The following is a 26,135-nucleotide window of genomic DNA, read 5'->3' on the forward strand; positions in this document are numbered from 1 at the left end:
TATATATATGGATAAAAATATTGATTTTTGGAAAAAGGTCTAGTAGAATTATGCTAGTAGTGCTAGGAGGAATCATATATCATGACTGAAATTACAACAGTAGCCGTGGATGCCATGGGCGGCGACAACGCTCCGGGTGAGATCGTCAAAGGCGCAGTGGAGGCTGTGGCAGAACGGAGGGATATCCAAGTCTGTCTGGTGGGTCGGGAAGATGTGATCAGGAAAGAGCTGGATAAGAATGGATACAGTGGAAACCAGATCCAGATCGTTCCGGCGCAGGAAGTGATCGAGACGGCTGAGCCGCCGGTGAACGCAATCCGTAAGAAGAAGGATTCATCTATCGTTGTGGGAATGAAGATGGTGAAGGAAGAAAAGGCAGATGCCTTTGTGTCGGCAGGAAGCTCAGGGGCGATCCTTGTGGGAGGACAGGTGATCGTTGGAAGGCTGAAAGGCGTGGAGCGCCCGCCGCTGGCACCTCTGATCCCAACGGCGTCTGGAGTAAGTCTTCTGGTAGACTGCGGTGCCAATGTGGACGCAAGGCCTTCTCATCTGGTTCAGTTTGCGAAGATGGGATCGATCTATATGGAGCATGTAGTCGGCATCCGGAATCCTAAAGTTGGAATTGTCAATATCGGCGCGGAAGAAGAGAAAGGGAATGCCTTGGTAAAAGAGACGTTTCCTCTGCTGAAGGAGACAAAAGGGATTCATTTTATTGGAAGCGTGGAGGCCAGAGAGATTCCGCGGGGACAGGCAGACGTAGTTGTTTGCGAGGCGTTCGCGGGAAATGTGATTCTGAAGCTTTACGAAGGACTGGGGTCTGTATTGATGGAGAAGATCAAAGGGGGGATGATGACATCTCTAAGAAGCAAGATCGGCGCACTTCTGGTCAAACCTGCCCTGAAAGAGACGCTGAAGACGTTTGACGCGACAGAATATGGCGGAGCGCCATTGCTGGGGTTGAAAGGACTTGTGGTCAAAACTCACGGAAGCGCGAAAGCTAAGGAAGTTCGCAACACGATCTGGCAGTGCTGTACGTTTAAACAGCAGAGGATCAACGAAAAGATCAGAGATTGTATTCAAGCCGGCGAGGAAGCGGCTGAGTCATAAATTATCAGTTTAGAAAAGGAGAAAAGAGTATGGAATTTGAAAAACTGCAGGAGATCATTTCAGATGTGCTGAATGTAGAGGCGCAGGAAATTACAATGGAGTCTAAATTTGTGGACGACCTGGGAGCAGATTCTTTGGATATTTTCCAGATCATTATGGGGATCGAAGAGACATTTGATATTGAAATCGACAATGAAGACGCGGAAAAGATCGCTACAGTAGGGGATGCCGTAGAGCAGATCAAAGCGGCAACAAACAACTAGGCATGGTTTTAGGAGACGAAAAAGCCCGGTAGGGCTTTTTCGTTTTATGGGAGAGAGTATGGGAAAAGATTTGAGAGAATTGGAGAAAAAAACGGGATATCAGTTTCATGATTTCCGGCTTCTGGAACGGGCGATGACCCATAAGTCCTACATCAATGAGGCCCAGATGGAAAGATATGAGTGCAACGAACGGCTGGAATTCCTGGGAGATGCGGTGTTGGAACTTGTGACCAGCGAATATCTGTTTCGGGATAAGGCGAATTACCCGGAAGGAGAGCTGACTCGGATGAGGGCGGGTATCGTCTGCGAACCGGCGCTTGCGTTCTGCGCAAGAGAATTGGGACTTGGGTCTTATCTTATGCTAGGAAAAGGAGAAGAGGCTACGGGAGGCCGGAAGCGGGAATCTCTGACATCGGATGCGCTGGAGGCTTTGATCGGCGCGATCTATATGGACGGTGGTTTTACTAATGCGAAAGAGTTTATTCACCGGGTAGTACTGAATGATATTGAGAAGAAAAAACTCTTTTTCGATAGCAAGACTATCCTTCAGGAAGTTGTGCAGGGATATTTCAAAGGGGAGAAGATTTCTTACCGCCTGATCGGTGAAAAGGGCCCTGATCATGACAAATCCTTCCAAACGGCAGTATACATTGGAGAGGAAGCTTATGGAACGGGCATGGGACACACAAAAAAGCGGGCGGAGCAGGAAGCGGCTTATCAAGCCCTGCTTGCCTTGAAAAAGCGGGATATAAAGTAGGTGGAATATGTATTTAAAAAGTATCGAGGTTCAAGGTTTTAAATCCTTCGCCCACAAGATCAAATTTGATTTTCATAATGGAATCACCGGGATCGTAGGACCTAACGGCAGCGGAAAGAGCAATGTGGCGGACGCGGTGCGCTGGGTGCTTGGTGAACAAAGAGTAAAACAGCTGCGCGGCGGAAGTATGCAGGATGTGATTTTCTCCGGAACTGAAAATAGAAAGCCTTTGAGCTATGCTTCTGTGGCTATTACTCTTGATAACTCTGACCACCAGCTTCCTATTGAGTTTGAGGAGGTGACGGTAGCCCGAAGGCTGTACCGTTCCGGGGAAAGTGAATATCTTATTAATGGGAGCCCCTGCAGACTTAAGGACGTAAATGAGTTGTTCTACGATACCGGGATTGGAAAAGAGGGTTATTCGATCATCGGACAGGGGCAGATTGACAAGATATTGAGCGGTAAGCCGGAGGAACGGCGGGAACTCTTCGATGAGGCCGCGGGAATCGTCAAATTCAAACGTCGAAAAAATCTATCGGTGAAGAAGCTGGAAGAAGAACGCCAGAATCTTCTTCGCGTCAATGATATCCTGGCAGAGCTGGAAAAGCAGATCAAGCCCTTGGAGAAACAGGCGGAGACGGCCAGGGAATATCTCAGAAAAAAGGAAGAATTAAAAAGATATGATATCAATATGTTTCTGCTTGAGACGGCCAGGATCCAAGAGCAGATCCAGGGAATCGAAGGAAAACTGGAGGCCGCCCGTCAGGAATTGGAGGAATCCGGCAGCGCTTACGCGGATATGAAGCAGGAATATGAGTCGGTAGAGGAACAGGTGGATGGCATCGAGGCTTCCATTGAGAAGGCCAAAAGTCAGCTAAACGAGACTACCATCCTCAAGCAGCAGCTGGAGAACCAGATTGCCCTTTTGAAAGAACAGATCCACAGCGCCCATATGAATGATGAGCATTACGACCAGCGGGCCAAAACCATTGAATCAGAACTGATGGAGCGGGACAGCCAGCTGCGGGAGCGAAGGCGGGAACAGGAAAGTATCCGGGGGGATCTGGAAGCGAAAAAGGCGGAGGAAAATAAGGCCAGGGAAGAATTGATCACGGTCCAGACCAGGATCGCGACCCTGTCCGCCGCGATCGATAAGAATAAAAGCGATATCATGGAGCTTTTAAACAACCGGGCTTCCACGAAAGCGAAGATCCAGAAATACGACACCATGCTGGAGCAGATCCAGGTGCGAAGAGAACAGTTGGACCATCGGAGCAAGGAGACCCAAGAGGAAGCGGCGGCCCAGGAAAGGCTGCAGAACGGATACCTGGAAGAGTTAGAAGAGATTTCCGGCAAGATTCGCAAGCTGACAGCAAACAGCAGCCAGTATGAGGAGAAGATCCAAAAGATCCAGAAGGATCTGGCTGGAAGAACGGAGAAATTCCGGATTGGCCAGACCGCTTATCACAGAGAACAGTCCCGTCTGGAGTCTTTAAAAAATATTACAGAGCGGTATGACGGGTACGGAAACAGTATCCGGAAAGTCATGGACCACAAGGGGAGGGAGCCGGGGCTTCTGGGCGTGGTAGCGGATCTTATCAAAGTAGAGAAGAATTACGAGATCGCTGTGGAGACGGCGCTTGGCGGCAATATCCAGAATATTGTCACTGCCGATGAAGAGACCGCGAAACGGATGATCCAGTTCTTAAAGCAGAATCGTTTTGGAAGGGCAACCTTCCTTCCTCTCACAAGTATGAAGGCCAGAGGCGGTCTGGCAAGGCCAGAGGCGTTAAAGGAGCCGGGAGCGATCGGGATTGCGGACACGCTGGTGAAGACAGACCCGGCATATCGGGAATTGGTAGGCTTTCTTCTCGGGAGGACCTTGGTAGTAGACCACATCGACACGGGCACCAGGATCGCCAGGAAATATCAGCAGTCTCTCAGGATCGTCACCCTGGAAGGAGAACTGATCAATCCGGGGGGATCGATGACCGGCGGAGCCTTTAAGAATTCCAGCAATCTTCTGAGCAGAAGACGGGAGATCGAAGAATTTGAGAAAACGGTCCTGCAGCTGAAAAAGGAAATGGACGAGCTGGAGGCGGAATCAGACAGACTGCGCCAAGTCCGGACCGGATATTATGAAAAGATCGAGCAGATCAAGGAAGAACTGCAAAAAGCTTATGTTGTGCAGAATACGGCCAAAATGAACGCGGACCAGGCAGGAGCCAGAGCTAAAGCGGCCAGAGATCTGGTGGAAGATATCCAGAAGGAAGGCCAGGATCTGGATCGGCAGATTACAGATATTATGGATAACCAGGAGTCCATCAATGTGGAGCTGGATACTTCAGAAGAACTGGAAACCCAGCTGACGGCCCGTATCCAGGAAGATCAGGCGGCGCTGGATCAGGAGCATGAAATTGAAACTGCCAGACAGAAAACGGCAGAAGAAGTCCATCTGGTCTGCGCGGGGCTGGAACAAAAATATGAATTTGTACTGGAAAATGTGACCCGTATCCAGGAAGAGATGGAGAAATTCCAGGAAGAATTAACGGAACTGGAGGAAAACAAGGGAGGCACATCGAAAGAAATCCAGGAAAAAGAAGCTCAGATCCAGGATCTTAAGCAGACTATTGAGAATTCCGGAGAGCTTTTCGCTGAGATACAGGCAGAAATCGAGAAATACAAAGTGGAGCGGGAAGAACTTACCCAAAAGCACAAAACATTTCTCCAAAAAAGAGAAGAACTTTCCAATCACATGGCGGAATTGGATAAAGAAGTATTTCGTTTGGAAAGCCAGAAAGAAAGCTATGGGGCGGCTTCCCAGAAACAGATCGATTATATGTGGGAAGAATATGAGCTTACCTACAACCGGGCGCTGGAGATCCGGGATGAGAAGCTGACGGACCTTGCGAAAATGAAACGCAAGATCCAGGAGTTGAAAGGCGAGATCAAAGGCCTTGGGAATGTAAATGTAAATGCTATCGAAGACTACAAGAACTTGTTTGAGCGGTATGATTTCCTGAAGAAGCAGCATGACGACCTGGTGGAAGCGGAAGCGACTCTGGTTCAGATCATCGATGAGCTGGATGCCGCCATGCGCAAGCAATTCCAGGAACAGTTTGCCAGGATTTCTGAAGAATTCGACGCGGTGTTCAAGGAATTATTCGGCGGCGGAAAAGGAACTCTGGAACTGATGGAAGACGAGGATATTTTGGAGGCGGGGATTCGGATCATTGCCCAGCCGCCGGGAAAGAAGCTGCAGAATATGATGCAGTTGTCCGGCGGAGAAAAAGCGCTGACGGCCATATCACTGCTGTTTGCGATCCAGAATCTGAAACCATCGCCATTCTGCCTGCTGGATGAGATCGAGGCGGCCTTGGATGATAACAATGTGGTAAGGTTTGCGAAGTATCTCCACAAATTAACGGAAAATACCCAGTTTATCGTGATCACCCACAGAAGGGGGACGATGACGGCGGCAGACCGTCTGTATGGGATCACCATGCAGGAGAAGGGAGTGTCGACACTGGTATCTGTCAGTCTTCTGGAAGGGGAACTGGACAAATAGGACAGCATAAAGGAGGGAAAGCGATGGCGGAAGAAAAGAAAGGCGGTTTTTTTAAACGACTGGTGGCGGGGCTTGGAAAGACCAGGGACAATATAGTATCCGGCATGGACAGTATTTTCAGCGGATTTTCTCACATTGACGAAGATTTCTATGAAGAACTGGAAGAAGTTCTGATCATGGGAGATCTGGGAGTTCAGGCGACGGAAGAAATCCTGGAGGACTTAAGGGCCAAGGTGAAGGAACAGCACATCAAGGAACCGAAAGACTGCAGGGAGCTTTTGATCGAAAGCATCCGGGAGCAGATGGATGTGGGGGAAGCGGCCTATGAGTTTGAGGAAAAAACCTCTGTAGTTATGGTGATCGGTGTAAATGGAGTAGGCAAGACGACCACGATCGGAAAGCTGGCTGGAAAACTGAGAGCCCAGCATAAGAAAGTAGTCCTTGCGGCGGCGGATACCTTCCGGGCGGCTGCCGGCGAGCAGCTGAAAGAATGGGCGGCGCGCTCACAGGCAGAACTGATCGGCGGACAGGAGGGAGCGGATCCCGCTTCTGTAGTCTACGATGCGGTCGCGGCCGCTAAGGCAAGGCACGCGGATGTCCTTTTGGTCGATACGGCGGGAAGACTCCATAACAAAAAGAACTTAATGGAAGAACTGAAGAAGATGAACCGGATCATCGAACGGGAGTATGGAGAAGCCTATAGAGAAACATTAGTGGTTCTAGATGCGACTACTGGCCAGAACGCTTTGCAGCAGGCAAAAGAGTTTAGCGAAGTGGCAGACATTACCGGCATTATTTTGACAAAGATGGACGGGACGGCAAAAGGCGGGATCGCGGTAGCGATCCAGGCGGAGCTGGGAATCCCGGTAAAATATATCGGCGTGGGCGAGACGATAGATGATCTTCAGAAATTCGATTCCGATACCTTTGTGAAAGCATTGTTTTCTGGAGAGACAGCGTCAGAGGAAGCGTAAGTTTATAGGATCGGTGACTGATAATTTGTAAAAAGAACAGGAGGATGGATATGTTGACGTTAGAAAAATTTGAACAGGCAAGCGAAATCGTGAAAAATGTGACTCTTCCCACTAAGCTGGTCTACAGCGAGTATTTAAGTCGGCAGACAGGCGGCCGGATCTACTTGAAGCCGGAAAATATGCAGTATACCGGCGCTTACAAAGTAAGAGGGGCTTATTATAAGATCAGTACCATGTCAGAAGAAGAACGGGAAAAAGGCCTGGTAACAGCTTCCGCCGGCAATCATGCCCAGGGAGTAGCGTTTGCGGCTCAGAAATTTGGATGCAAAGCGACGATCGTAATGCCTACGGTTACGCCCCTGATCAAGGTAAACCGTACCAAAAGCTATGGTGCGGAAGTGGTCCTTCACGGAGATGTTTATGATGATTCCTGCGCGTATGCGCTGAAATTAGCGGAGGAGACGGGGGCGGCCTTTGTGCACCCGTTTGACGATCTGGATATCGCGACTGGACAGGGGACGATCGCAATGGAGATCGTGCAGGAACTGCCTACTGTAGATTACATCCTGGCGCCCATCGGCGGCGGCGGCCTGGTAACAGGCGTATCCACTCTTGCAAAGATGCTGAATCCCAAGATCCAGGTCATTGGCGTTGAGCCTGCGGCGGCGGCAAGCATGACAGCCGCGTTCCAGGCAGACGGCCCGGTGGCGCTGGACAGCGCGGATACCATTGCCGATGGTACAGCAGTGAAGAAAGTGGGAGAGAAGATTTTCCCCTATGCGAAAGAGAATATCGACCGGATCCTGACTGTGCAGGATGACGAGTTGATCGGCGCCTTCCTGGATATGGTGGAAAATCATAAGATGATCGTGGAAAATTCAGGCTTGCTGACGGTAGCGGCCCTGAAACAGTTAGATCTGAAAGGAAAGAAAGCAGTGTCTATCTTAAGCGGCGGAAATATGGACATCATCACTATGTCCTCCGTGGTACAGCACGGACTGATCCAGCGAGACCGGATCTTCTCCGTATCCGTCCTGCTGCCGGATAAGCCGGGCGAGCTGGTGCGCACGGCGAAGACCGTTGCCGACGCTCAGGGCAACGTTATCAAGATCGAACATAACCAGTTCGTAAGCACAAATCGGAATGCGGCGGTAGAACTGCGGCTTACCGTTGAAGCCTTCGGCACAGAGCATAAACATGCGATCATGCAGGCGCTGGAAGACGAGGGGCTGCGTCCGAGAGAAATCGGAGCGAAATTGTATTAATTTTATACCAGGACGTAGCCTTTTGAAGAAGTGATACGTCTGGAATTAGCATCTGGGGTGTACCCGAACGGCGAATTGATGGAGTTTTCTAAATTGTCACTCTGTCTTTTCGCCATTTTTATTTGCAAATGGAGGATATTTTTGGAATTTTCCTGGTTGTTTCTCAAATTTTTCTGTGTTGACATAAAACGTATAATTGTATACAATTATACTATAATGCGATTTGAAGGAAGCATGAGAAATAGGAAGGAGACGAGGAACTTGGAAAATAGGAAGGTATATTTTGACAGTCATACGAATCTTTTGCAGCTTGAAGAGCATATGTATCCGCTGGTGGATGTGGAGCAGCCCAATGTGTTTCGGAATTTATTTCATTATGACGAGGTTCCGAAGATTGCCTTTAATGACAGGATCGTGCCCCACTGTATGCCGGACGAGATCTGGATTACGGATACCACTTTCCGTGACGGCCAGCAGTCGCGGGCGCCTTACAGTACGGAGCAGATTGTGACTTTGTATGATTTTCTCCACCGTCTGGGCGGTCCAAATGGGAAGATCAGGCAGAGTGAATTTTTCTTATACAGCAAGAAGGACCGGGATGCGGTATACAAGTGTCTGGAGAGGGGCTATGAATTCCCTGAGGTGACCAGTTGGATCCGGGCCAGCAAGAAAGATTTTGAGCTGGTAAAAGAAATCGGTCTGAAAGAAACTGGAATTCTGGTCAGCTGCTCAGATTATCACATTTTTTACAAGCTAAAGACCACAAGGCGCAAGGCTATTGAACAGTATCTTTCTGTTATCCGGGAATGTTTGGAGACTGGGATCAGTCCCAGATGCCACCTGGAAGATATTACAAGATCGGATATTTATGGCTTTGTGATTCCTTTCTGTATGGAACTCATGCATCTGATGGAGGAATATAAGATCCCGATCAAAATCCGGGTGTGCGACACAATGGGGTACGGGGTCAACTATCCAGGCGCTGTGATCCCGCGGTCGATTCCGGGAATTATCTATGGGCTACGGGTTCATGCGGGAGTTCCAAGTGAACTGATCGAATTCCACGGGCACAATGATTTCTATAAGGCGGTCAGCAATTCTTCTACAGCCTGGCTCTATGGCGCATCCGGCGTAAACTGTTCCTTGTTTGGCATTGGAGAGCGGACCGGGAATACGCCGCTGGAAGCTATGATCTTTGAGTATGCCCAGCTTAGAGGAACGCTGGATGGTATGGACACGACGGTGATCACAGAGATCGCGGATTATTATGAAAAGGAACTGGACTACCAGATACCCGCGAACACACCTTTTGTGGGCGCGAATTTCAATGTGACCAAGGCGGGCATCCATGCGGACGGACTTTTGAAAAATGAAGAGATCTACAACATTTTTGATACGGAGAAATTTCTCAACAAGCCGCCGCGGGTAGCAGTCTCCAATACTTCCGGTCTTGCGGGGATCGCCCACTGGATCAATACTTACTATCGCCTTTCTGAGAAAGACCAGGTAGATAAGAACTCTGCTCTGGTGCAGACGGTGAAGGAATGGGTGGACCAGGAATATGAAGAGGGCCGGGTGACGGTGCTGACGGATGAAGAACTGATCCAGGTGATCCAGGATTCCTGCCGGAAGCTTGGAATCCAACTGGGATAAAGGAGAAAGACGATGGAAACGTATCAGGATCAATCGCTGAGAGGGAAAGTATTTCAAAAACTCAGAGAAGATATTTTGTCCGGTGTGTACCAGGACGGGGATGAGCTGCGGGAGGCGGCCATTGGAGAAGAAATGGGCGTAAGCCGCACCCCTGTGAGGGAAGCGCTGCGTCAGCTGGAGTTAGAAGGACTGGTGGCTCTCGTCCCTAATCGCGGGGCCTACGTGACAGGAATCACCCGCAAAGACGTGTGCGACATATACAAGATCCGCTCCCTGCTGGAAGGACTTTGCGCCAGATGGGCTACCGAACATATTACGGAGAAACAGATCGAAGCGCTGGAAGAGGTAATCCTGCTGTCCGAGTTTTATTTGAAAAAAGAAGGACAGGAACAAGCGCGGCAAGTAGCAGAACTTGATGGAAAATTTCATAAAATCTTGTATGAAGCTTCAAATAGTCGTATACTGGAACATGTATTATCGGATTTTCATAAGTATGTAAAGATGGCAAGGACCATGTCCGTAGGTGAACAGGACCGGGCGGTCCGTTCCGTGGAAGAGCACCGGGAAATCCTGGAGGCTATCAAGCAAAAGGACGCAGGCCGGGCAGAACAGCTGGCAGACCGGCATATCATGAAGGTTATGGAAAATCTGCATATGGAAGAAGAAACACCCGCTTAAGCGGAACAGACAGGAGGAAAAGGAACGATGGCGAAAATCAAAATGGCAAACCCGATCGTGGAGATGGACGGAGACGAAATGACCAGGATCCTCTGGCGGATGATCAAAGAAAATCTGCTGGAGCCGTTTATTGAATTGAATACGGAATATTACGATCTGGGACTGGAACACCGTAACGAGACCAATGACCAGGTAACCGTTGATTCAGCAAATGCCACCAAGAAACATAAGGTTGCGGTAAAATGCGCGACCATTACGCCAAACGCGGCCAGGATGGAAGAGTATGATCTGAAAGAAATGTGGAAAAGCCCCAACGGAACGATCCGGGCAATCCTGGATGGAACCGTTTTCCGGGCGCCCATCGTAGTAAAAGGGATCGAGCCCTGCGTGAAAAATTGGGAGAAACCAATCACCATCGCAAGACATGCTTACGGGGATGTTTATAAGGGAACGGAGATGAAGATCCCGGGAGCGGGAAAAGCGGAATTGGTCTACACGGCAGAAGACGGGACTCAGACAAGAGAGCTGATCCATGAGTTCAAAGGCGCGGGGATCATCCAGGGAATGCATAATCTGAACGCTTCCATTGAAAGCTTCGCCAGAAGCTGCTTTACCTACGCTCTGGACACGAAACAGGATCTGTGGTTTGCTACAAAAGATACGATTTCCAAGAAATATGACCATACCTTTAAAGATATTTTCCAGGAAATCTACGAGGCAGAATTTGATGAAAAGTTCAAAGCCGCTGGAATTGAATATTTCTACACTTTGATCGATGATGCGGTAGCGCGGGTGATGAAGTCCAAAGGCGGTTACATTTGGGCCTGCAAAAACTATGACGGAGACGTGATGAGCGATATGATCTCTTCCGCTTTTGGATCGCTGGCGATGATGACCTCCGTGCTGGTGTCTCCAGATGGATATTACGAATATGAGGCCGCTCATGGAACTGTGCAGCGCCACTATTATAAACATCTGAAGGGAGAAGAGACCTCCACAAACTCCGTGGCAACCATCTTTGCCTGGAGCGGAGCCCTCAGGAAGCGGGGCGAGCTGGACGGCAATCAGGAACTTCAGGATTTCGCGGATCGTCTGGAAAAGGCCACCATCGAAACCATCGAAGGAGGAAAGATGACCAAGGATCTGGCGCTGATCACCACACTGGAGAATCCCACAGTGCTAAACAGCGAGGAATTCATCAAAGCAATCGCGGAGAAAATGTAGTTGATTCAATTCGGGACGTAGTAAAATGCAAAAAGGCTACGTCCCAAATTGACTTTTGGGGTGTACCCAAACGACGAAAATCAGTTTGAAGGACGCAAAAAGGGGAGGCTTGTATGAAGATACTGATGATTAATGGGACTATGAGAAGGGGGAAATCTTATATTCTCGGCAGGATGCTGATCGAACGGATCGCGAAAGAGGAGGATGTGGTGGATGAGCTTTTTCTACCGAAAGATATGCCGGAGTTCTGCAGAGGCTGTGGGCTTTGTATCCGGCAGGGGGAAACCAAATGCCCGGATTATCTGATCTACCTTAGAAGGATTACGAAAATGATGGATGAGGCGGATCTTCTGGTGTTTACCACGCCGGTATTTGTGTTTCATGCCAGCGGGCAGATGAAAGCGCTTTTGGATCATTATGGGTACCGCTGGATGGTCCACCGGCCGGCGGCGGCTATGTTTAGGAAACAGGCGGTCTGCGTGACCACGGCCGCGGGCGCGGGCATGAGAAGCGCTTTGAAAGATATTACGGACAGTCTTTACTGGTGGGGCGTGGCAAGAGTTTATAAATGCGGCGCGGCGGTTCCGGTTTCATCCTGGGATGAGGCGGATCAGGCTTTGCAGGATCAGGTGAAGGAAAAACTGGATAAGATCAGTTCCAAAATCATTCGAGATCCGCAGAAGGTCCGGCCGTCACTGCGGGCAAAGCTGCTGTTTTACATCATGCGCATCTTTCAGAAACGAAAAGAAAAAGAGGACATAGACCAAAGATACTGGGCAGAACGTGGATGGCTGGGACGAAAGCGTCCCTGGAAGGAAACATAAAACTTCTTTTTTGGCATATAGTGCAGAAAGGACATTTGTGAGCAGGTGGATATGCGCATATGCACGATCAGGGCAAACGGTTTCTCCTTGTCTTTCTGCTGGCTTTTTTCTCAGTACTGGCCATACATAAGCTGTATGAAACAGGCCGGACCAATACTTGGAAGAAGACAGAGATCCAGAATGAAAGCTTCCGGGCAGAGTTTTTCTCGGATAAGCTGTGGAAACGAAAGGACCAATTGCCTCAGGAGAGCAGCCGTCTTCTGGAAGCGGTAAAACAGGAAGTAAAATATTTTCCGGTGCCGGAATCCACGCTGGATCCCAAACTCAAAACTTCATATGTCAATACGTGGATGTCCGAACGCAATTATGGCGGAAAGCGGGGGCATGAGGGGATTGATATTATGGCGCTCAAGAACCAAAGGGGATTGTATCCGGTCCTTAGTATGACGGACGGAGTGATCACCAATCTGGGCTGGCTGGAGCAGGGAGGGTACCGGATCGGAATTACAGGAGATAGTGGTACTTATTATTACTACGCACATCTAGATTCTTATACAGAGATCCAGAAAGGCGATAAAGTGAAGGCCGGCGAACTCCTTGGTTATATGGGAGATTCCGGATATGGGCCGGAAGGGACGACAGGGAAATTTGACGTACATCTCCACATTGGGATCTACGTCTATCTGGATGGGGAGGAGATCAGCCTGAATCCCTATTATGTCCTGCGGTGGCTGGAAGATCACCGGTTGAAATATGAATTCTCTGGATAACCTCCTTCGGGTAGAGTTCTTTCGGCAAATATGGTATACTGATTTCAGTCTGTTTGATTACAGAGAGAAAAAAGCTGGAGGAAAAATAGATGAAGCTGCCCCAGGCGTTTGAAGAGAAAATGTGCAGTCTCCTTGGAGACGAGTTTGAACAATATATAAACTGTTTTGAGAACCCAAGATATTATGGGCTGCGGGTCAATACAAGCAAAATTTCCGTGGAAGAGTTTCAAAAAATCTGTCCCTTTCCGATCCGCCCGATCCCCTGGATCAGCAACGGGTTCTACTATGACGGAGAAAAAGAAGTCCCTTCTAAGCATCCCTATTATTTTGCGGGACTTTATTACCTGCAGGAGCCAAGCGCAATGACGCCGGCTTCCCGATTGCCCATCGAGCCGGGAGACCGGGTGCTGGATGTGTGCGCGGCCCCTGGGGGAAAGGCCACGGAGCTGGGAGCGAAATTGGGAGGAAGGGGCCTCTTGGCTGCCAATGACCTGAGCAGCTCCCGCGCCAAAGGGCTTTTGAAAAATCTGGAATTGTTCGGCATCGGAAATATGCTGGTCTTAAGTGAAGAGCCAGGCGCTTTGGTTTCACATTTTCAAGAATATTTTGATAAGATCCTGATCGACGCCCCCTGCTCTGGCGAGGGAATGTTCCGCAAAGACCGGAAGATGATCAAAGCATGGGAAGAGCATGGACCGGAGTATTTCTGCAAGATCCAGAAAGGGATCATCCTGCAGGCAGCCCAGATGCTGCGGCCGGGAGGTCTTATGCTGTATTCTACCTGTACCTTTGACCAGAGGGAAAATGAAGAAGTGATTGCCCATCTGCTGGAGCGTTTCCCGGAATTTAAGATTCTTCCCATGGAGTCTTACCAGGGCTTTTCTTCTGGAATCAGCCAGTCAGAGGAACTGCGCGATACGGTGCGCATCTTCCCCCACAAAATGCAGGGAGAAGGCCACTATCTGGCCCTTCTAAGAAAAGGGGCAAAAGGACAGGCGGCCCAAGCAGCCCAGACTTCTCTAAAAACCATGGGGAAAGGGAAATCCCTTCCGGAACCTTTGGAGGATTTCCTGGGAGAGATCACTTGGGAACTGGACCCTTCCAGAATCCAGATCAACAAGGAGCGGGTTTATTATATGCCGGAAGGCGTGCCCGATCTGCGGGGCGTCCGTTTCCTGCGGACAGGCCTTTTGATGGGCGAACTGAAGAAAGAACGGTTTGAGCCAAGCCAGGCCCTGGCCATGTGCCTGAAGCGGGAGGAATATAGCCGCAGTCTCAATCTCTCGTCTCAGGATGAGCGGGTGTTCCGCTATCTGAAGGGAGAGACTCTGGACGTGGAAGACTTGATGGAAGATCCGGCTCAGACTCCAGGCAGAGAAAACAAGAAAGGCAAGAAAAGCGGGAAAGCCAAGAAGGGAAAAGAAAACAACTGGTATCTGGTCTGCGTAGACGGGTATCCCTTGGGATGGGGGAAACTGGCAGGAGATACGTTGAAGAATAAATATCTTCCCGGCTGGAGGATGTGCTGATGATGCGGCTGGACAAATATCTTTCGGAAGCAGGAGAAGGAAGCCGCCAGCAGGTGAAGGCGTATATCCGCCAGGGCCGGGTAGAGATCGACGGAGTTTTGGCGAAAAAGCCTGAGACGAAAGTTGATGAAGGAAAGCAAAAGGTATCCCTGGACGGCAGGGAGATTCTCTATCAGAAATATGAGTATTATATGCTGAACAAGCCGGCGGGCGTGATCACGGCTACAGCAGACGGCAGAGAACAGACGGTGCTGGATCTGCTTGGTGAGAAACGCCGTCCAGATCTGTTTCCGGTGGGAAGATTGGACAAAGATACGGAGGGACTTCTTCTGATCACCAATGACGGCGCTTTGGGGCATCGGTTATTATCGCCCCGCAAGCACGTGGACAAGTGCTATTACGCCAGGGTGCGGGGAGAAGTGACAGACCAGGATGTGGAGAGGTTCGCGCAAGGAATCTGTATCGGACTTTCCCCCAAAAAAGGAAAACAGGGACAGAAGCAGGAGGAGTGGGCAAGCCCCGCGAAACTGGAGATCCTGAATGTGATCCATCCATCCGCGCAGGAGGCGGAAGAGACCGGGAAAGCGGCAGAAGAAGAGGAGCCTGTATCGGAGGTCCTTGTGACCATCCAGGAGGGAAAATTCCATCAGGTCAAACGGATGTTTCTGGCAGTGGGGAAAGAAGTGGTGTATCTGAAGCGGCTGTCAATGGGCGGCCTTCGGTTGGATCAGAAGCTGGAGCCTGGACAGTACCGGAGGCTTACAGATGAGGAGATAGAGAAACTATGAAACATATGCTGGAAAATGTGGACGCGGTAATCTTTGATATGGACGGCACTTTGATCGACTCTATGTGGATCTGGCCGGATATCGACCAGGTGTATTTGGAGAGATATGACCTGACCCAGCCGGAGGATTTCCATCAGGCCATGGAGGGGATGAGTTATCGGGAGGTGGCCCAGTATTTCCTGGATACCTTTCCTTCTCTTCCAAGAACGCGGGAGGAGATCATGGAGGATTGGACCCAGATGGCTTATGAACGGTACATGACTCAGGTTCCTCTGAAGACAGGTGCTGGTGAATTTATCCAAAGGATGCGTAAGATGGGGAAGAAAATCGGGATCGCCACCAGCAATGGACGGCGGCTGGTAGACGATACGCTGGAAGCCCTGAAGATCACGGAGCTTTTTGACTCTGTAAGAACGGCCTGCGAAGTGGCTTCTGGGAAGCCGGCGCCGGATGTGTATCTTCTGGTTGCAAAAGATATGGGCGTGGCGCCGGAGCGCTGCCTGGTCTTTGAAGACGTTCCCATGGGGATCCTGGCAGGGAAAAACGCGGGTATGAAAGTCTGCGCGGTGGAAGACGATTTCTCGAAACCCCAGGAGAAGAAGAAACGGGAACTTGCTGACTATTATATCCAGGATTACGAAGATATTATCAACGAAACCTACGAGGTATTGAAATGAAACAGGACTTTTTGCCTCTGTGCAGGGCTGATATGGAAGCGCGGGGATGGGACCGGCCGGATTTTGTCTATGTAAGCGGGGATGCCTATGTGGATCATCCTTCCTTTGGGACGGCCATCATTACCCGGCTTTTGGAAGCCAGGGGCTACCGGGTGGCGGTCCTTTCCCAGCCGGACTGGCGGAAAACAGAGAGCATCACGGAATATGGAAGGCCCCGGCTTGGATTCCTGGTGTCTGCCGGAAATATGGATTCTATGGTCAATCACTATACCGTGTCCAAAAAGCGGCGGCAAAAGGATGCCTACACGCCGGGAGGGGCTATGGGAAAACGGCCGGATTACGCGGCGGTGGTCTATGGGAACCTGATCCGTCAGGCTTATAAGGACGTGCCGGTGATCCTGGGCGGGATCGAGGCCAGCCTGCGGCGTCTGGCCCACTATGATTACTGGTCAGACCGGCTGAAACGGTCCGTGCTCTTAGATTCCGGGGCGGATCTGATATCCTATGGAATGGGAGAACATTCGATCCCCGAGATCGCGGAGGCGCTGGATGCGGGACTGGATGTGAAGGACATTACGTTTGTGCCGGGAACCGTATACCGGACCAAAAGTCTGGACGGAGTCTACGATGCCCAGATTCTCCCTTCTTATGAGGATCTGCAGGCGGACAAATTAAACTATGCAAAAAGTTTTTATACCCAGTACAAAAATACTGATCCATTTACCGGGAAACGTCTGGTGGAGCCATATGGAGAACATCTCTATGTGGTGCAGAATCCCCCGGCCAAACCTTTGACGACTCAGGAGATGGATGATGTTTACAGCTATCCCTATATGCGGACTTACCATCCTTCTTATGAACCGCTGGGCGGCGTTCCGGCTGTCTCGGAAGTAAAATTCAGTTTGATCAGCAACCGGGGATGTTTTGGGGGATGCAGCTTCTGTGCCCTGACCTTCCATCAGGGAAGGATCATCCAGACCAGAAGCCATGCTTCTTTGCTGGAAGAGGCGGAAGGATTTGCCAAGGACCCGGATTTTAAAGGATATATCCATGACGTGGGAGGGCCGACCGCCGATTTCAGGCATCCTTCTTGCAAGAAGCAGATGGAACATGGGGTCTGCCCGGACCGGCAGTGTCTGTTCCCGAAGCCCTGCCCGAATTTAAAGGCGGATCACAGGGACTATGTTTCCCTTCTGCGGAAGCTTCGAAAACTTCCCCATGTAAAGAAAGTATTTATACGTTCCGGCATCCGGTTTGACTATGTATTGGCTGACCCGGAAGATACCTTTCTCAAAGAACTGTGCCAATATCATGTCAGCGGCCAGTTGAAAGTCGCCCCGGAACATGTGTCGGATCGGGTGCTCACCCGGATGGGGAAACCGGAGAACCGGGTGTATCAGGAGTTTGTGCGGCGTTACCGCAAGATGAATCAAAGGCTGGGCAAGGATCAGTATCTGGTGCCTTATCTGATGTCCTCCCATCCCGGATCCACCCTGAAAGAAGCGGTAGAACTGGCGGAATACTTAAGAGATCTAGGGTATATGCCGGAGCAGGTGCAGGATTTTTATCCTACGCCGTCCACCCTTTCCACCTGTATGTATTATACAGGGGTAGATCCCAGGGACATGAAACCGGTCTATGTACCAAAGAATCCTCATGAAAAAGCCATGCAGAGGGCGCTGATCCAGTATCGGGACCCGAAGAATTATGAGCTGGTCCGGGAAGCCCTTGAGAAGGCAGGACGGACCGATCTGATCGGATATGGGAAAGGCTGTCTGATCCGGCCCAAAGGGAAGGAACCTATTCAGGGGAAGGAGGCCTTCTTGCAGAGCCGGAAAGACAGGAAGCCAAATAGGAAGAAAAAGACCATCCGAAATATCCATAAGAAGAAAGCGGGGAGATGATGACCATGAGAATCGCAGTTGTTACGGGAGCCTCCTCCGGGCTTGGCAGAGAGTTTGTCCGGCAGATTCCACGGCTTTACCGGAATCTGGATGAACTGTGGGTGGTGGCCAGAAGGACCCAGAGGCTGAAAGAACTGGAAGGAGAAGTTTCGATTCCTTTGAGGATCTTCGATGGAGATCTGCAGAGGGATTATATCTATGAGCGGATCGAGAGAGAATTGTCCAGGCATACCCCGGATATCCGGATGCTGGTCAACGGGGCGGGATACGGAAAAGTAGGCGACATGGCAGGAACTGCCTGGCAGGAGAAAGAGGACCGATGGGAAGAAAAGGTTCAGGCAGAGCGCAGGGAACAGCTGGGCCAGATCGATATAAACTGCCGGGCATTGACGCGGATGATCCAGATCTGCCTTCCTTATCAGGGGAAGGGAAGCCGGATCTTAAATATCGCCTCGGCGGCGGCATTCGCGCCTCAGCCTGGATTTGCCGTCTATGCGGCCGCCAAGGCTTATGTCTACCGGCTTTCTCTGGCTCTTGGAGAAGAATTGAAAGAGCGGAGGATCTCCGTTACCGTCCTTTGTCCGGGTCCGGTAGATACGGAATTTTTTGACCGGTCAGGCGTTCTTCCCGGAAGCCTGCGAAAGGCGGCAAAAGCCGCGGCGGAAGACGTGGTAAGACAGGGGCTTTTGGACGGAGTCCGAAGGAAATCGGTTTCCACCTACGGCGTCTGGATGAAGGCGGCCCGTATCGGGGCGAAACTGGTTCCGGGCCGGCTGTGCGCGGCATTTTTAAAAACCATAAATCAGTCAGGAGCAAAAGAAGAATGAAGATTGAAAAAGGACAGCCAGGATATATTAAATCACAGAAGACCAAGTACCTGATCTGGGCGATCGGAGAATTTGCTATCGTGATCGCTCTCGTAGTGCTGGGATATATACAGACCGGGTCAAAACTGAATCTATTTACGGTAGCGGCGGTGGTGTGCTGCCTGCCGGCGGCTAAGATGCTGGTAGAGTTTATCACCATGGCGCCCAATCAAAGTATAGAGCCGGAGAAATTCGAGGAGATCCAGGAAAAAGCCGCTCTGCTCACCAAAGTCTATGATACGATCCTAACCGGCAACGATAAAGTCATGCCGGTGGATGCGTTTGTGATCTCCGGGCACACCGTCTGCGGATATACCAAAAGCCCTAAGACGGACGAGGTGAAGGCGGCCAGATATGTAAAGGAAATGCTTCAGAAAAATAAGTGTGAGAAAGTAACCGTCAAGATCTTCCACGATTACACAGCCTTTATTACCAGGGTGGAAGGAATGAACAATATCGCCTCTGTGGATCAGCCGGAGAACCGCAAGAGAGAGCGCAAGATCAGAAGACTGATCTTAAGTACATCGATGTAAGCCTATGATAGAAATTACGATCAAAGAAAACGAAGCGGGACAGCGTCTGGATAAATTTCTAAAGAAATATCTGTCTCAGGCTCCGGGAAGTTTTCTCTATAAAATGCTGCGAAAAAAGAATATCGTGCTGAATGGAAAGAAAGCCTCCGGAAGCGAGAAGCTGGAAACTGGAGACCAGGTGAAATTCTTCCTGGCCCAAGAGACGATGGAAAAATTCCGGGGAATTTCAGAAGCCCTTCCGGCAGAAGAAGGATTTCCGGGAAAACATCCAGAGATCCTTTATGAAGACGCCCATGTCCTGTTTGTGAACAAACCTTCCGGAATGCTGTCCCAGCGGGCCAGGAAAGAAGATCTGTCGGCGGTGGAATTTGTGAGATGGTACCTTCGTAAGAGCGGCCGGTTGGGAGAGGAAGAGCTGCGGGCGTTCCAGCCTGCCGTCTGCAACCGCCTGGACCGCAATACCAGCGGGATCATTGGAGCAGGGAAAACTCTGGCTGGGCTCCAGGAGTTGACAGAACTATTCAGAAAGCGTAGTATTAAAAAATACTACTTATGTTTCGCGAAGGGTTCTATTTCAAAACAGGCCTATATCAGAGGGTACCTGACCAAGGATGAGAGGAACAATAAGGTCCGTATCCTGGCCAAAGAACAGGAGGGAGCGCTTCCAATTGAGACGGAGTACACGCCGCTGGCGGTAAGTCGGGAAATGACACTTCTCAAGGTACACTTGATCACTGGGCGGAGTCATCAGATCCGGGCCCATCTGGCGGGAGAAGGCCACCCCATCCTGGGCGACTATAAGTATGGGGACCGAAGGTGGAATGAGGGATATAAAAAAGCTTACGGGATCAAAGACCAGCTTCTCCACGCCTACCAGCTCCAGATGCCGGTACTTACAGGGCCTTTGGAAAGATTATCCCAAGAGACAGTGACAGCGCCTGTCCCGGAGGAATTTGCAAGACTGATAAAGGAGACAAAATGGGAACGTGGAATTCAAGAGGCCTTAGAGGTTCTACATTAGAAGATATGATCAACCGGACCAATGAGCGGTACCAGGAGAAGGGACTGGCGCTGATCCAGAAGATCCCCACCCCCATTACTCCGGTGAAGATCGACAAGGAGCATCGCCATATTACGCTGGCTTATTTTGACCAGCGCAGTACGGTAGACTATATTGGGGCGGTCCAGGGCCTGCCGGTCTGTTTTGATGCCAAAGAATGTGTGGCCGATACCTTTCCGCTGCAGAATATCCATGCCCATCAGGTGCGGTTTATGGGCGGGTTTGAGAAACAGGGGGGGATCGCCTTCCTCATCATCTATTATTCGGCCCGCAATATCTTATACTATATGCGTTATCAGGAAGTCTTGTCTTTCTGGGAAAGAGGAGCTTCGGGAGGACGGAAAAGCTTCCGGTATGAGGAGTTGGACCCTAGGTTTTTCATGGAAGTAAAGAAGGGATGCTATGTGCCCTATCTGGATGCGATAAACCAGGATCTGGAGCTGCGAGGGGAACTTGACAAGGACTAAAAAAATCCGTATAATTCAAGATGCTTTTGTGTGTTACCATACTAAAGCGCAGAGGATCTGCGAACAGGAGGACTTATGAAGAAATTACTGCATACTCCGGAGGGAGTCCGGGATATCTACAATGTGGAATGTGGAAAGAAACTGGCTTTGGAGGGAAGGATCAAAAAAACCTTCCATCTCTATGGCTACCACGATATCCAGACCCCAACGTTTGAATATTTTGATGTGTTCCGCAAGGAGATCGGGACCATTCCATCGAAAGATCTTTATAAATTCTTTGATAAAGAGGGAAATACTCTGGCGCTGCGGCCGGATATCACGCCGTCCATAGCCAGGGCCGCAGCCACGCTGTTCGGCGATGAGCAGCTTCCCATCCGGCTGTGCTATACAGGGAATACCTTTATCAACCACTCCAGTTACCAGGGAAGACTTCGGGAAGTGACCCAGATGGGAGCGGAATTTATCGGCGACGGTTCTGTGGACGCGGATGCGGAGATGCTGGCGCTGGTGATCGAGGCCATGCTGACCATCGGTTTGAAAGAATTCCAACTGAGCGTGGGAAATGTAGATTTCTTCCGCAGCCTGATCGAGGACGCCTGCCTGGACGAAGAGGCTCAGGAGCGGGTGATCGAGCTGATCAATAATAAGAATTATTTTGGAGTAGAAGAATATCTGGACAGCATCCAGGTGAAACGCAGTTCCAGGGAAGCGTTTGTTTCTCTAGGGGAACTGGTAGGCGGCGTGGAAGTGCTTTCCCGCGCCAAGGATATCGCGCCCAATTCCTCCGGGATCATGGCGGTCAAACGGATGGAGCGAATCTACAACATCCTGAAGCTTTACGGGGTGGAGAAGTTTGTCACCTTTGATCTGGGCATGACGGGAAATTACGGGTATTACACAGGGATCATTTTCCGGGGCTATACTTACGGAACCGGAGACGCCATCGTAAAAGGCGGCCGTTACGATCACCTGTTGGAGAAATTTGGGAAGAAATCACCCTCTATCGGATTCGCCATCGTGATCGACGAGCTGATGAACGCTATGATGCGGCAGAAACTGCGGATCGTCTATACCAGGAAAAACAACATCATTCTCTATGATGAGGGAAGAGAAGCCAGCGCCATCGCGTTGGCCAAGGATTTCCGGCATAAGGCCAAGAATACGGAGCTGCTGCGCAAAGAAAAGGACCGGCTTCTGGAAGAGTATGTAGAATATGGGAAAGAGTATTACGCCGGCAATCTGATCTATATCAAGAAGTCGGGAGAGATCACCATGATCAACCTGGTAAGCGGGGAGCAGAAAGTGATCGAGAACAACAGAACGGAGTAGAATTATGAGATATCTGACATTTGCACTGGGGAAAGGGCGCCTGGCGAAACAGACGCTGGAACTGTTTGAGAAGATCGGGATCACCTGCGAAGAGATGAAGGAGCCGGATTCCCGGAAGCTGATCTTTACCAACGAAGAACTGGGTCTTCGGTTCTTCCTGGCCAAAGGGCCGGATGTTCCCACGTATGTGGAGTACGGCGCTGCGGACATAGGGGTCGTGGGCAAGGATACGATCCTGGAAGAAGGCCGGAAAGTCCATGAGGTCCTGGACTTAGGTTATGGGAAATGTACCATGTGTGTCTGCGGCAAGAAGGAAGCGGCGCCGCTTTTGCAGCACCATGAATTGATCCGGGTGGCGACCAAATATCCCAATATCGCCAAAGACTACTTCTACAATACCAAACATCAGACGGTGGAGATCATCAAATTAAACGGCTCTATTGAGCTTGCTCCCATCGTGGGGCTTTCCGAGGTGATCGTGGATATTGTGGAGACCGGTTCTACATTAAAAGAGAACGGTTTGGAAGTGCTGGAAGAGGTGTGTCCGCTGTCTGCCAGAATGATCGTTAATCCAGTCAGTATGCGGATGGAAAGTGAACGGATCCAGCAGCTTTTGATGAAACTGCGGACACAGATATAAAAAGGAGAGAGATGCCATGAGAATTCAACGCTTAGATCCATCGGCGCGGGAAGGTCTGCTGACAGATCTTCTGAAGAGAAGTCCTGACCAGTATGGCGCTTATGAAGACCAGGTGGCCAAAATCCTGAGAGACGTAAGGGAAAACGGCGATGAAGCGCTGTTTGCCTATACCAAAAGATTCGACGGGGCGGAACTTACCAGGGAAACGATCCTGGTCACGCCAGAAGAGATCGAAGAAGCCTATGAGAAGGTTCCAAAAGAGCTTCTGGATGTGATCCGGAAAGCCCTGCGCAACATTGAGGACTATCACGCCAAGCAGAAACAATACAGTTGGTTTGACAGTAAGCCGGATGGCAGCATCCTGGGGCAGAAGGTGACGCCTCTTCGGCGGGTAGGCGTCTATGTTCCGGGCGGGAAAGCCGCGTATCCTTCTTCTGTTCTCATGAATATCCTTCCGGCCAAGGTGGCGGGAGTGGAGGAAATCCTGATGGTAACTCCCCCCGGCAAAGACGGGAAAGTAACGCCTACCACTTTGGTGGCGGCCCATGAAGCAGGCGCTGCGGCCATTTATAAAGTTGGCGGCGCCCAGGCAATTGGCGCTTTGGCCTATGGGACACAGTCCATCCCCAAAGTAGATAAGATCGTAGGTCCTGGAAATATTTATGTGGCTCTGGCTAAAAAGGCGGTGTACGGCCATGTGAGCATCGACGCTATCGCGGGGCCCAGTGAGATCCTAGTGATCGCGGATGAAACGGCTGATCCTAGATACGTGGCGGCGGACCTGCTTTCCCAGGCAGAGCATGACGAGCTGGCTTCCGCCATTTTAGTGACTACCAGCCAGGCTCTGGCAGAACAGGTTTCGAAAGAAGTGGATGGATTCCTGGCTGTCTTATCCAGAGCGGAGATCATTCGCAAATCTCTGGATAACTACGGGTATATCCTGGTGGCGGATACCATGGATGAAGCCATCGATATTGCAAATGAGATCGCCTCAGAACACCTGGAGATCCAGACAAAAGATCCCTATGAGGTGATGACCAAGATCCGCAACGCGGGGGCCATCTTCCTTGGCGCTTACGCAAGCGAACCCTTGGGAGATTATTTCGCAGGGCCCAATCATGTGCTTCCCACCAACGGGACTGCCAAATTCTTTTCGCCCCTTTCGGTGGATGATTTTATTAAGAAATCCAGTATCATCGCATATTCAAAAGAGGCGCTTGATAAAGTCCACAAAGAGGTGGAGACATTTGCCAGGGCGGAGGGGCTGACAGCCCATGCCAACTCAGTCCATGTCAGATTCGAAGAGCAGGAGGAAGACAGATGAAACGGACAGCCACTTGTGAAAGAAGGACAAAAGAGACACAGATCCAGCTGACCCTTGGCCTGGATGGAACTGGGAAAACCAGCATTGCAACAGGGATTGGATTTTTCGACCATATGTTGGATGGATTTGCCCGCCATGGTCTTTTTGATCTGACGGCTGCGGTCAGCGGGGATACGGAAGTGGACTGCCATCACACCATCGAAGATACAGGAATCGTCTTGGGGCAGGCGATCCGGGAAGCGGTGGGAGATAAAGCGGGAATCCGCAGGTACGGCCATATGATCCTGCCGATGGATGAGACGCTGGCGCTGTGCGCGGTAGACCTTTCCGGCAGACCCTATCTGAAATTCGACGCTGCCTTTCCGACAGAGCGGATGGGCGGGATGGAGACGCAGATGGTGAAAGAATTCTTTTACGCCGTCTCCTACAGCGCCATGATGAATCTCCATCTTAAGATTTTAGACGGAGGGAACAGCCATCATATGGCAGAGGCATTGTTCAAAAGTTTTGGAAAGGCCCTGGATATGGCGACAATGGAAGAACCCAGGATCAAAGACGCCTGGACAACGAAAGGAAGCTTATCTCTATGAGTTATAAAAGATTGATCCCCTGCATTTTTATCGCGGAGGGAAAAGCAGTAAAATGGTTCAATGACCGGGAAGTACTTTCTGATGATGTGGTAGGTCTCGCAAAGTACTACAGTGACCACGGCGCGGATGAACTTCTTGTCTTCGACTTGTCTGAGGCGGACGACGAGCATGATGAGGCCATCAATCTTATGCGCCGGATGAATCGTGTCATCCGGATTCCGATGGTGGCGGGAGGAAATATCCGTCGGCAGGAAGATGTCAAAAAGATCCTCTATGCGGGCGCGAAACGAGCTATGCTGAACTTCTCTAAGACGGAGAGTATAAAAATGATCGAGGATGCGGCAAAACGTTTCGGAAAAGAGAAGATCGCAGTGTCGCTGAACGACTTTGACGCGCTGTTTAAACATCAGCACATCATTGAAGATTATACCAGTGAGATCATCTTCATGCATCGATTGGATCTGAATTCGGTGATGAATGTGACGGATGTCCCCTGCGTCATTGTGACGGATACCCTAGAGGAGCCGGAACTTTTTAAAATCTTAAAGTGTCCCGGTGTAAAGGGATTGTCAGGGAAATATGTAAGTCAGACAGATATGGACTTCGTAGCATTTAAGGAAAAATGCGGGGATGAGGATATCAAGATGACTTCTTTTGAGAGTATGATGGAATTTTCCCAGTTTAAGACCAATGAGCAAGGTCTGATCCCAGTGGTAGTCCAGCATTATAAATCCCAGGAAGTCTTGATGCTGGCCTATATGAATGAAGAAGCCTTTTATCAGACGATCAAGACAGGGAAGATGACTTACTACAGCAGGAGCCGGAAGTGCCTTTGGACGAAAGGAGAGACCAGCGGCCATTTCCAATATGTAAAATCTCTGACCATCGACTGTGATCTGGATACGCTGCTGGCTAAAGTAGAACAGATAGGTCCTGCCTGCCACACGGGCAATCCAAGCTGCTTCTTCCAGCCGCTGGCGGGAACCGACTACGATGAGACAAATCCGCTGAAGGTCTTTGAGTCTGTGTATGATACGATCGTAGACCGACACGAGCACCCGAAGGAAGGATCCTATACCAATTATCTGTTTGAAAAAGGAATCGATAAGATCTTGAAAAAAGTTGGGGAGGAGGCTACAGAGATCGTGATCGCCGCCAAAAACCCCAACCCGGAAGAGGTTAAATATGAGGTTTCTGATTTCCTCTATCACTTAATGGTCCTGATGGTTGAACGGGGCATCACCTGGGAGGATATCATCAAAGAATTGGCCGACCGGTAGAACGAGGCAGTCTTCTAAGAAAGAAATCTTGTAATATAGCCGGAAACATCCGCATATATTTCACC

At 50.2% G+C, this 26,135-nt stretch carries 24 protein-coding genes; all 24 read left to right on the forward strand.

Translation table 11 applies throughout. The annotated features are described in order from the left end of the window. Nucleotides 1–81 precede the first annotated feature (81 nt). The 24 genes from plsX (at nucleotide 82) to FND36_08040 (ending at nucleotide 26,070) form a co-directional block, all read left to right on the forward strand. Entirely contained in the window at nucleotides 82–1,107 is a 1,026-nt protein-coding gene (gene plsX, locus FND36_07925; protein QDW73967.1) for a phosphate acyltransferase PlsX, read from the forward strand. A gap of 29 nt (nucleotides 1,108–1,136) precedes the next feature. Beyond that, nucleotides 1,137–1,370 carry an acyl carrier protein gene (gene acpP, locus FND36_07930; GenBank protein ID QDW73968.1) on the forward strand — a complete coding sequence of 78 codons (234 nt, stop codon included), beginning with the start codon at nucleotides 1,137–1,139 and terminating at the stop codon, nucleotides 1,368–1,370. Between the two features lie 58 nt (nucleotides 1,371–1,428). Continuing rightward, the gene (gene rnc / locus FND36_07935) at nucleotides 1,429–2,127 is read left to right on the forward strand and encodes a ribonuclease III (protein QDW73969.1); all 699 of its coding nucleotides are present in this window, start codon (nucleotides 1,429–1,431) and stop codon (nucleotides 2,125–2,127) included. A 7-nt stretch (nucleotides 2,128–2,134) separates the two neighbouring features. Next, nucleotides 2,135–5,695: a chromosome segregation protein SMC gene (smc, locus tag FND36_07940; GenBank protein QDW73970.1), complete on the forward strand. Its 3,561-nt coding sequence runs from the start codon at nucleotides 2,135–2,137 to the stop codon at nucleotides 5,693–5,695. A gap of 23 nt (nucleotides 5,696–5,718) precedes the next feature. After that, complete coding sequence (gene ftsY, locus FND36_07945) at nucleotides 5,719–6,669, forward strand: signal recognition particle-docking protein FtsY (protein QDW73971.1); 951 nt, start codon at nucleotides 5,719–5,721, stop codon at nucleotides 6,667–6,669. Between the two features lie 50 nt (nucleotides 6,670–6,719). Further along, nucleotides 6,720–7,934, forward strand: a complete 1,215-nt coding sequence (locus tag FND36_07950; GenBank protein QDW73972.1) for a threonine ammonia-lyase — start codon at nucleotides 6,720–6,722, stop codon at nucleotides 7,932–7,934. A 261-nt stretch (nucleotides 7,935–8,195) separates the two neighbouring features. Further along, nucleotides 8,196–9,587, forward strand: coding sequence for a 2-isopropylmalate synthase (locus tag FND36_07955; GenBank protein QDW73973.1), 1,392 nt, complete (start codon nucleotides 8,196–8,198; stop codon nucleotides 9,585–9,587). A 12-nt stretch (nucleotides 9,588–9,599) separates the two neighbouring features. After that, a complete protein-coding gene (locus FND36_07960) occupies nucleotides 9,600–10,265 on the forward strand; it encodes a GntR family transcriptional regulator (protein QDW73974.1) in 666 nt (221 codons plus the stop codon). A 27-nt stretch (nucleotides 10,266–10,292) separates the two neighbouring features. Further along, nucleotides 10,293–11,489, forward strand: coding sequence for an NADP-dependent isocitrate dehydrogenase (locus FND36_07965; protein ID QDW73975.1), 1,197 nt, complete (start codon nucleotides 10,293–10,295; stop codon nucleotides 11,487–11,489). A 113-nt stretch (nucleotides 11,490–11,602) separates the two neighbouring features. Next, complete coding sequence (locus tag FND36_07970) at nucleotides 11,603–12,313, forward strand: NAD(P)H-dependent oxidoreductase (protein ID QDW73976.1); 711 nt, start codon at nucleotides 11,603–11,605, stop codon at nucleotides 12,311–12,313. Between the two features lie 59 nt (nucleotides 12,314–12,372). Further along, the gene (locus tag FND36_07975; GenBank protein QDW73977.1) at nucleotides 12,373–13,083 is read left to right on the forward strand and encodes a M23 family metallopeptidase; all 711 of its coding nucleotides are present in this window, start codon (nucleotides 12,373–12,375) and stop codon (nucleotides 13,081–13,083) included. Nucleotides 13,084–13,172: 89 nt separating this feature from the next. Beyond that, entirely contained in the window at nucleotides 13,173–14,612 is a 1,440-nt protein-coding gene (locus FND36_07980) for an SAM-dependent methyltransferase (protein ID QDW73978.1), read from the forward strand. Then, complete coding sequence (locus FND36_07985) at nucleotides 14,609–15,400, forward strand: rRNA pseudouridine synthase (protein ID QDW75579.1); 792 nt, start codon at nucleotides 14,609–14,611, stop codon at nucleotides 15,398–15,400. Before FND36_07980 ends, FND36_07985 begins: the two co-directional genes overlap by 4 nt. 5 nt (nucleotides 15,401–15,405) lie before the next feature. Next, on the forward strand, nucleotides 15,406–16,077 hold the full coding sequence (locus FND36_07990) for an HAD family phosphatase (protein ID QDW75580.1): 672 nt from the start codon (nucleotides 15,406–15,408) through the stop codon (nucleotides 16,075–16,077). Continuing rightward, nucleotides 16,074–17,981: a YgiQ family radical SAM protein gene (locus FND36_07995; GenBank protein QDW73979.1), complete on the forward strand. Its 1,908-nt coding sequence runs from the start codon at nucleotides 16,074–16,076 to the stop codon at nucleotides 17,979–17,981. Before FND36_07990 ends, FND36_07995 begins: the two co-directional genes overlap by 4 nt. Before the next feature lie 5 nt (nucleotides 17,982–17,986). Next, the gene (locus FND36_08000) at nucleotides 17,987–18,808 is read left to right on the forward strand and encodes an SDR family NAD(P)-dependent oxidoreductase (GenBank protein ID QDW73980.1); all 822 of its coding nucleotides are present in this window, start codon (nucleotides 17,987–17,989) and stop codon (nucleotides 18,806–18,808) included. Further along, nucleotides 18,805–19,380, forward strand: coding sequence for a hypothetical protein (locus FND36_08005; protein QDW73981.1), 576 nt, complete (start codon nucleotides 18,805–18,807; stop codon nucleotides 19,378–19,380). Before FND36_08000 ends, FND36_08005 begins: the two co-directional genes overlap by 4 nt. A 4-nt stretch (nucleotides 19,381–19,384) precedes the next feature. Further along, entirely contained in the window at nucleotides 19,385–20,401 is a 1,017-nt protein-coding gene (locus FND36_08010) for an RluA family pseudouridine synthase (protein QDW73982.1), read from the forward strand. Next, on the forward strand, nucleotides 20,359–20,907 hold the full coding sequence (locus FND36_08015) for a Holliday junction resolvase RecU (protein ID QDW73983.1): 549 nt from the start codon (nucleotides 20,359–20,361) through the stop codon (nucleotides 20,905–20,907). The genes FND36_08010 and FND36_08015 overlap by 43 nt, the downstream gene beginning before the upstream one ends. A gap of 75 nt (nucleotides 20,908–20,982) precedes the next feature. Beyond that, entirely contained in the window at nucleotides 20,983–22,236 is a 1,254-nt protein-coding gene (gene hisZ, locus FND36_08020) for an ATP phosphoribosyltransferase regulatory subunit (GenBank protein QDW73984.1), read from the forward strand. Nucleotides 22,237–22,240: 4 nt separating this feature from the next. Beyond that, complete coding sequence (locus tag FND36_08025) at nucleotides 22,241–22,876, forward strand: ATP phosphoribosyltransferase (GenBank protein QDW73985.1); 636 nt, start codon at nucleotides 22,241–22,243, stop codon at nucleotides 22,874–22,876. A gap of 16 nt (nucleotides 22,877–22,892) precedes the next feature. Then, nucleotides 22,893–24,200 (forward strand): histidinol dehydrogenase, encoded by a 1,308-nt coding sequence (gene hisD, locus FND36_08030; protein QDW73986.1) that lies wholly within the window; start codon nucleotides 22,893–22,895, stop codon nucleotides 24,198–24,200. Beyond that, on the forward strand, nucleotides 24,197–24,790 hold the full coding sequence (hisB, locus tag FND36_08035; protein ID QDW73987.1) for an imidazoleglycerol-phosphate dehydratase HisB: 594 nt from the start codon (nucleotides 24,197–24,199) through the stop codon (nucleotides 24,788–24,790). The genes hisD and hisB overlap by 4 nt, the downstream gene beginning before the upstream one ends. After that, nucleotides 24,787–26,070 (forward strand): bifunctional phosphoribosyl-AMP cyclohydrolase/phosphoribosyl-ATP diphosphatase HisIE, encoded by a 1,284-nt coding sequence (locus tag FND36_08040; GenBank protein QDW73988.1) that lies wholly within the window; start codon nucleotides 24,787–24,789, stop codon nucleotides 26,068–26,070. The genes hisB and FND36_08040 overlap by 4 nt, the downstream gene beginning before the upstream one ends. Nucleotides 26,071–26,135: the final 65 nt, after the last annotated feature.

It is taken from the genome of Lachnospiraceae bacterium KGMB03038 (genome assembly GCA_007361935.1).
In the GTDB taxonomy this organism is placed as follows: Bacteria; Bacillota; Clostridia; order Lachnospirales; family Lachnospiraceae; genus Massilistercora.